We start from the raw sequence: 6,570 nt of genomic DNA on the forward strand, positions 1-6,570 counted from the left end.
TGCGTGTTACCCCAACGGGATGGGGGGTGGGGCCCCGTCGCAGATGCGCGTCACGCGCCTCATGGCAAATACCGCTGCACAAAGCCAACCACGCGCTTGACCATATCGCTTTCAAACAGGCGCGGGCTGAAATAGGCACCGGCCGCGCGTTTGTTGATTTCGCCAATGGTGGGGTACGGTGCAACCATAGCGGCAATCTGGCTCATTTTCATGTTGTTGGCCAGTGCGAGCGCCCAGAGATTAATCAGTTCTCCGGCCTGATGGCCAACGATGGATGCGCCTACAGGGCGACCTTTCACAACCATCACCTTGATGAAACCCTTGGTCTTGCGCTCTGCTATCGCGCGGTCGTTGTGGTTATAATGGAACCGGACGACCTCAAGCTTGGGCCCGTGCTTCTTTTTCGCCTCAACCTCGGTCAGGCCAACCTGTGCCAACTCCGGGTCGGTGTACGTGGCCCATGGAATATGTGACGTCTTGGCCTTGGACGGCAGGGCAAAAAGCATAGAGCGGATAATAACCCCAGCATGATAGCCCGCGACATGGGTGAACTGCAGGCCACCAGCCACATCGCCGATTGCGTAGACCTTCTTGTTGGTTGTTCTCAGACTGTCATCCGTCTTGATCCCGTTCTTGGTCGGTTCAATCCCGGCTTTCTCAAGGTCCAGTCTTTCGGTATTCGCTTTGCGCCCCACAGCCATCAACAGATGAGTCCCCTTGAAGACGCGCCCGTCTTTGGCTTCCACCTCGATGGCTCCCGCCTTGCCGCGCACTTGGGCGGCCAGCGCATCTTCCTCGATGACAATCCCCTCATCCCGCATCGTCTGTAGGACGACTTCCGCCAGTTCCGGATCGTCCTTCCCCAGCGCCTTGTCCCCTTCAATGACTGTTACTTTCGACCCAAGACGGATATGCGCCTGCGCCATTTCCATGCCGATGGGCCCGCCCCCGATGATCAACAGATGCTCAGGCCGCTCTCGCAGATCAAAAAGCGTTTCATTTGTCTCAAAAGGCACCTTATCCAGACCGGGGATTGGCGGCACCAACGGCGAAGACCCGGTCGCGATCACAATCCGCCGCGCCTTGATAACGGTATCGCCCGCCTGCACTTCGTCTTTCGAGATAAACCGCCCGTATTCACGGATCACGTTGACCCCAAAGCCTTCAAAACGCTCAACGCTGTCCATCGGTGCAATCTGCGCGATCACGTCGGCCACATGATCTTTGGCGGCAGCATAATCCACTTCGCCCGCCGCATCTTTCACACCATATTGTGCGGAATGCCGCTGGCCATAGGCCGCCTTGCCACTGGCAATCAGCGCCTTGGACGGCACGCATCCAAAGTTAAGGCAATCACCACCCATCTTGTGGCCTTCCAGCAGAACCACATCCGCGCCCATCTGCGCGGCACCGGCAGCAACAGACAGGCCACCAGAGCCTGCACCGATGATCAGGATATCCGTCTTGATACGCTTCATTTCATCAGGTCCTTTTTGCCGGTGACGGCTTTGACAAAAACAGGCAGCAGCGACAGCACACACAGGCCAATGATCGGCAGCAAGATGTGCGGCTCAAAGATAACCCCCAGATCCGGGGTCTCACCGCGCGCGAATATCTCCCCCAGACCGGAACCGACTGAGGTGTAGACCACTGCACCCGGCATGATCCCACTGAATGTCGATATGACATAGCGGTGAAGCGGCACTGCCAAAAATGCAGGGATCAGGTTTGCCACAAAGAACGGAACCACAGGCACGAGCCGGATAAAGAACAGCATCGACCACTGGTTTTCATCCAGCCCCTTCTTGATCTTGGACACCATTCCTTCAGAGGCATCCATCCGCTCTTTCAGCGCCTCTCCGAGCCCCCATCGCGCGGCAAGAAAGATCACGACAGCGCCCAATGTGGCCCCGGTCAAGTTGAACAGGACGCCGGGAAAGAGGTTGAACAGGAATCCCCCCGTCAACGTAGCGATGGCAGCCCCAGGTAGCGAAAAGGCAACGATAACAGTGTAGGCCAGAATGAAAGTAGCAACCGTGAGTACATAGTTGCCGTCACGAAAAGCAATCAGCGCCTCTCGATTCTCGCGCAAAGCCTCAAGGCTGAGGTAATCACGCAGCGTAAAGGCCCCGATGGCGGCAACAAGCGCGATCGCAATGATCGGAAGGTACCGGGCCAACCCCGTCTTGCTCTTGGCTGTCTCACACATCTGGGTCATTGATTGCACCGCCCGGGGTCAGAAATTTCACTTCGCTTCCCTTCCTAAATGGCGCGTCTGGACCACCGGCGATAGGCCGATCACGGCCGCTTGATCCCCGGTGTAGGTTTTCGCGAGGTTTCTTTCATATATGGCCCCGATTGAAACATATTCCCCAGGTCATCGGGCGAAAATGTTGCAAATCCCAGTCTTTTACGTCTCCAAGGGTTTGACTTGGTCCCGTGCCCCCAGTACAGAGCGGGCTTGAATTGCCGCTGAAACACCGAATCCCGGTGCCAGCCAGATATAGATGGAGACGGAGCGATGAAACGCACCTACCAACCTTCGAACCTCGTGCGCAAGCGTCGCCACGGTTTTCGTGCGCGCATGGCCACCAAAGCTGGTCGCAAGATCATCAATGCACGCCGCGCCCAGGGCCGGAAATCGCTGAGCGCCTAAGCGCCCGACATCATTGAAAGACATGACACCGCCGGAGGCCCCCACGGATGGCAGCAATGCAGCCATCGGGGATGCGCCCCCGACGGTTTCTTTGCGTCTGATCACCCTGACCAAGCGCGCGGATTTTCAGCGTGCTTCCCGTGCGGCGCATGTCGCCAAACCGGGGTTCGTGGTGCAAATGCGCAAGCGCCGCACCGAAGAGCCGCCCGGTCCCGATGTCATTCGCGTGGGCTTTACCTGTTCCAAGAAGGTCGGCAACGCCGTAGCCCGCAATCGCGCCAAACGTCGGCTGCGCGAAATCGCACGGCTGATGCTGCCACAGCTTGGCCTGCCCGGACACGACTACGTCTTGATCGGGCGCAAGGGTGCGACGTCCAATTTACCCTTTGCCCAGCTCCAGTCAGACTTCCGCGCAGCACTTGATATCCTGCACGGTAAAAAACGATGACCCTGCTTGCCCGATTCCTTGCTATGCCTGTCCGCGCCTATCGGTTGATTTTCAGCCCGTGGGTCGGTTTCAACTGCCGCTATCAGCCGACGTGCAGCGCCTATGCGCTGGAAGCGCTGGAAAAACATGGTGGCATGAAAGGCAGTTGGCTGGCCGCGAAACGCATCGCGCAGTGCCATCCATGGGGCGGCAGCGGGATCGATAATGTGCCGGACTAGCGCACCTTGTCGAAGGTGATCTGCACCTCGCCGATGTCGACGCCGTATTTCTTCATGTAAGCGCGGTTATACACCCGCGTGTCGCTCAGCATCCATAGCCAGTCATCGAATGCCACACGAAGCGTGCCATCAGGCACGGGCAGATCAATGCGGTAGACCCAGTTGAACGTATCGCCGCTTGCCACCCCTTTCGCCTGCCCCAGAACACCGTCAGCACTGCCTGTCCAGGTATCCGGCCCCGTTTTAGTCATCCGCCAGACACGCCGCTCCTCAGAGCCATCGGCATAGTCGAAATCTTCGACCAGTGTCAGTGTCTTGCCATCCCAGGTCCCATGAATATCCACATCAAACCGTCGCCGCACGGTGCCAAAGGTGTCCTGAAACTGCCCCATCGCCAGGACCCGCCCGTCAAAAAACTCCTCAATTTTCAGCACCCTGTCCGAAAGCTTGGGATCATCAATCGAGGGCTTACCGGTACAGGCTGCAACACCCACCACCACGAGCCACATCATCACGAAAATACGCATACCGCTTGCCCTGCCCCATATCCATTGCTTGATCGCCGTCACAGGTTGAACTAAGCCGACGCCATGCTGGATCAACCCGACGATATTCACGCGCTGTTTCATGGTGCGCCGCAAACCACGGAGTTCAAGAAGCTCCGCAAACGCATTGTCCGTTATACCCGCGAGGCGATTGAGCAATACGGGATGATAGAACCGGGCAGCAAATGGCTCGTTTGCCTGTCAGGCGGCAAGGACAGCTATACGCTGCTGGCCGTACTGCACGAACTGCAATGGCGCGGCCTGCTGCCGGTCGAGCTGATAGCCTGCAATCTCGATCAGGGCCAGCCGGGATTCCCGGCAACCGTATTGCCCGAATTCCTTGAAAAGATGGGCGTGCCGCACCGGATCGAATATCAGGACACCTATTCCATCGTGATGGACAAAGTGCCGGAAGGTCGGACATTCTGCGCCCTTTGCTCGCGTCTTCGGCGGGGAAATCTATATCGGATCGCCCGCGAGGAAGGGTGTTCGGCCGTCGTCCTGGGCCATCACCGCGACGATATTCTTGAAACTTTCTTCATGAACCTTTTTCACGGCGGGCGTCTGGCAACGATGCCCCCCAAGCTGGTGAACGAAGAAGGCGATCTGTTCGTCTACCGCCCTTTGGCCCATGTGGCCGAGGCCGATTGCGAAAAGTTTGCCAACGCAATGAAATACCCGATCATCCCCTGCGACCTGTGTGGATCGCAAGACGGATTACAGCGCCAGCAAGTCAAACAAATCCTTGACGGCTGGGAGGCAAATAGCCCCGGTCGGCGGCAGGTTATGTTCCGGGCGTTGATGAATGCCCGACCGTCACATCTGCTTGACCCCAAACTCTTTGATTTTGCCGGGCTGACGCGCGATTTGTGAAAGATTTTAGGCAAATTTCCACAAAGCATCGGGCCGTTGTTAACCCACGAACTACCGCTTTGGTCTTAAACCACTCTTGATTGCAGCGCGATGGCGTTGCCAACAGGAGACAGTCCATGGCGTTGAACAAGCCTGCTGTGTTGACGCGATTGCGCCGCCAGATGACCATCTTGATGCTTGGACCGCCCGCCTTGGCGTTCTTGCCCGCCATCAGCCTGACCGCCTATTGGTTCGGCGGTGAAGGGGCGCTGATTGTTTTTGCGGCACTCTTGCCTGTCCTCTATTTGGTCGGTGGCGGTTTCCATGACCGTCTGATCTTGCAAGGTGAGGCCGTGAAAGGCGTGCTGCAACGCAGCGCATTCGAAGAACTGACTGAAGAGATTTATGCTCGCACCAGCCAAAGTGGACGCGAAGCAGCCGCGTTTTTTATCCTGATTGATGACTTTGACCAACTGATTGAGCGGCATGGACAGGCGGCCGCGGATGTTGTTGTGCAGCGTACTGGTGAACGGCTGCAATCTGTGCTTCGGGGCGATGATAACATTGGCCAGATGGGCGATGCTCGTTTCGCCATCTGCACAAAACCCGTCCGCCATTTGGATCTTGAGCTTTGCATCCAAATGGCCAGCCGCATGCAAACCGCGACAGAAGAGCCGGTTTCCGTAGACGGGACGAGTGTTTTCGTGTCGGTCTGCGTCGGATTTTGTCAACACAGCCGCACGCCGGGCAAGAGCGGTGCAGAATGGTTACAGGCCGCCGCAACGGCCTTGAGGGAGGCACACCGTCGCGGCCCTTCAGCCATTCGCGCGTTCTCTGATCAGATGCGCCACGACACCGAAGCGCGGGCAGAATTGCGCGAAGACGTGGCGCAAGCTTTGAACAGCGGGCAAATTCAACCTTGGTTTCAACCCCAGATTTCAACGGATACAGGGCAGATCACCGGCTTTGAGGCCCTCGCACGCTGGACCCATCCTGATCGCGGCCTTCTGTCGCCCGCCGTCTTTCTGCCAGCGATCGAACAGGCCGGCCAGCTTGAGCGCTTGGCGGAAGTCATGATCTATCATTCATTTGCAGCGCTCAAGGCATGGGACGCGGCAGGCGTTGATGTACCACAGGTCGATGTGAACTTTGCAGGATCGGAACTCTCAAATCCGAAATTGCTGGAAAAGATCAAATGGGAGCTTGATCGCTTTGAATTGTCTCCAAACAGGTTGGCAGTCGAAGTTCTTGAGACCGTTGTGGCGGGTGCCCCGGACGACATGATCACGCTTAATATCAACGCTTTGGGGAAACTTGGCTGCCGGATCGATCTTGATGACTTCGGCACCGGTCATGCCTCTATCGCTTCTATCAGACGTTTCTCCGTCAGCCGGATCAAGATTGATCGGTCTTTCGTCATGAAGGCAGACCGCGACCCCGAGCAGCAACGTATGATCAGCGCAATCCTGACAATGGCAGAACGTCTGCAACTAGAAACACTGGCTGAAGGGGTCGAAACAGTTGGAGAACACGTACTACTGGCACAACTGGGGTGCGATCATGTTCAGGGCTTTGGCATAGGCCGGCCTATGCCATTCGAACAGACCCTCGACTGGATTGATCGGCACACGACCAAGCTTGAGGATGTTCCTCGGATCATGAACAACAGAAGCCTTTGAGAGGATCGTGCGAGCCGGTATTCAGATAGATCTGCTGGCTCACCCGGGAGTATCCGAAACTCTGTGTATGAGGCTCAGCCGATGCAGTTGAAACGGGTCATATGTTGAACCGTTCTGGGTATAGGATAGCGAACTGGTTCCGTGCGGCAACCCATTCTCTGACGGCCCTGCC

At 57.0% G+C, this 6,570-nt stretch carries 8 protein-coding genes; 5 read left to right on the forward strand and 3 right to left on the reverse strand.

Annotation, left to right across the window (positions count from 1 at the left end):
- Positions 1-59: 59 nt before the first annotated feature.
- Complete coding sequence (locus tag GV827_RS21105) at positions 60-1,478, reverse strand: dihydrolipoyl dehydrogenase family protein (RefSeq protein WP_164355900.1); 1,419 nt, start codon at positions 1,476-1,478, stop codon at positions 60-62.
- Positions 1,475-2,218, reverse strand: a complete 744-nt coding sequence (locus GV827_RS21110) for a TVP38/TMEM64 family protein (protein WP_164355902.1) — start codon at positions 2,216-2,218, stop codon at positions 1,475-1,477. The genes GV827_RS21105 and GV827_RS21110 overlap by 4 nt, the downstream gene beginning before the upstream one ends.
- Positions 2,219-2,521: 303 nt before the next feature.
- On the opposite strand from GV827_RS21110, the gene rpmH reads away from it, so the two are divergent.
- The 3 genes from rpmH to yidD are packed head-to-tail and all read left to right on the forward strand — an operon-like array spanning position 2,522 to position 3,322.
- Entirely contained in the window at positions 2,522-2,656 is a 135-nt protein-coding gene (gene rpmH / locus GV827_RS21115; protein ID WP_037911188.1) for a 50S ribosomal protein L34, read from the forward strand.
- Positions 2,657-2,678: 22 nt separating this feature from the next.
- On the forward strand, positions 2,679-3,104 hold the full coding sequence (rnpA, locus tag GV827_RS21120) for a ribonuclease P protein component (protein WP_164355903.1): 426 nt from the start codon (positions 2,679-2,681) through the stop codon (positions 3,102-3,104).
- Positions 3,101-3,322, forward strand: coding sequence for a membrane protein insertion efficiency factor YidD (gene yidD, locus GV827_RS21125; protein WP_164355904.1), 222 nt, complete (start codon positions 3,101-3,103; stop codon positions 3,320-3,322). The genes rnpA and yidD overlap by 4 nt, the downstream gene beginning before the upstream one ends.
- Here yidD and GV827_RS21130 read toward each other — a convergent pair.
- On the reverse strand, positions 3,319-3,849 hold the full coding sequence (locus GV827_RS21130) for a DUF3833 domain-containing protein (RefSeq protein ID WP_235930619.1): 531 nt from the start codon (positions 3,847-3,849) through the stop codon (positions 3,319-3,321). The genes yidD and GV827_RS21130 overlap by 4 nt on opposite strands.
- 63 nt (positions 3,850-3,912) lie before the next feature.
- On the opposite strand from GV827_RS21130, the gene ttcA reads away from it, so the two are divergent.
- A complete protein-coding gene (ttcA, locus tag GV827_RS21135; RefSeq protein ID WP_164355905.1) occupies positions 3,913-4,740 on the forward strand; it encodes a tRNA 2-thiocytidine(32) synthetase TtcA in 828 nt (275 codons plus the stop codon).
- Positions 4,741-4,856: 116 nt separating this feature from the next.
- Positions 4,857-6,398: a putative bifunctional diguanylate cyclase/phosphodiesterase gene (locus GV827_RS21140; protein WP_235930614.1), complete on the forward strand. Its 1,542-nt coding sequence runs from the start codon at positions 4,857-4,859 to the stop codon at positions 6,396-6,398.
- Positions 6,399-6,570: the final 172 nt, after the last annotated feature.

The organism is Sulfitobacter sediminilitoris, assembly GCF_010667575.1.
Lineage (GTDB): Bacteria > Pseudomonadota > Alphaproteobacteria > Rhodobacterales > Rhodobacteraceae > Sulfitobacter > Sulfitobacter sediminilitoris.

Bases quoted from the DNA above. Each gene is read 5' to 3' on its own strand.
- GV827_RS21105 (WP_164355900.1), bottom strand. From the start codon at position 1,478: ATGAAGCGTATCAAGACGGATATCCTGATCATCGGTGCAGGCTCTGGT.
- GV827_RS21110 (WP_164355902.1), bottom strand. From the start codon at position 2,218: ATGACCCAGATGTGTGAGACAGCCAAGAGCAAGACGGGGTTGGCCCGG.
- rpmH (WP_037911188.1), top strand. From the start codon at position 2,522: ATGAAACGCACCTACCAACCTTCGAACCTCGTGCGCAAGCGTCGCCAC.
- rnpA (WP_164355903.1), top strand. From the start codon at position 2,679: ATGACACCGCCGGAGGCCCCCACGGATGGCAGCAATGCAGCCATCGGG.
- yidD (WP_164355904.1), top strand. From the start codon at position 3,101: ATGACCCTGCTTGCCCGATTCCTTGCTATGCCTGTCCGCGCCTATCGG.
- GV827_RS21130 (WP_235930619.1), bottom strand. From the start codon at position 3,849: ATGCGTATTTTCGTGATGATGTGGCTCGTGGTGGTGGGTGTTGCAGCC.
- ttcA (WP_164355905.1), top strand. From the start codon at position 3,913: ATGCTGGATCAACCCGACGATATTCACGCGCTGTTTCATGGTGCGCCG.
- GV827_RS21140 (WP_235930614.1), top strand. From the start codon at position 4,857: ATGGCGTTGAACAAGCCTGCTGTGTTGACGCGATTGCGCCGCCAGATG.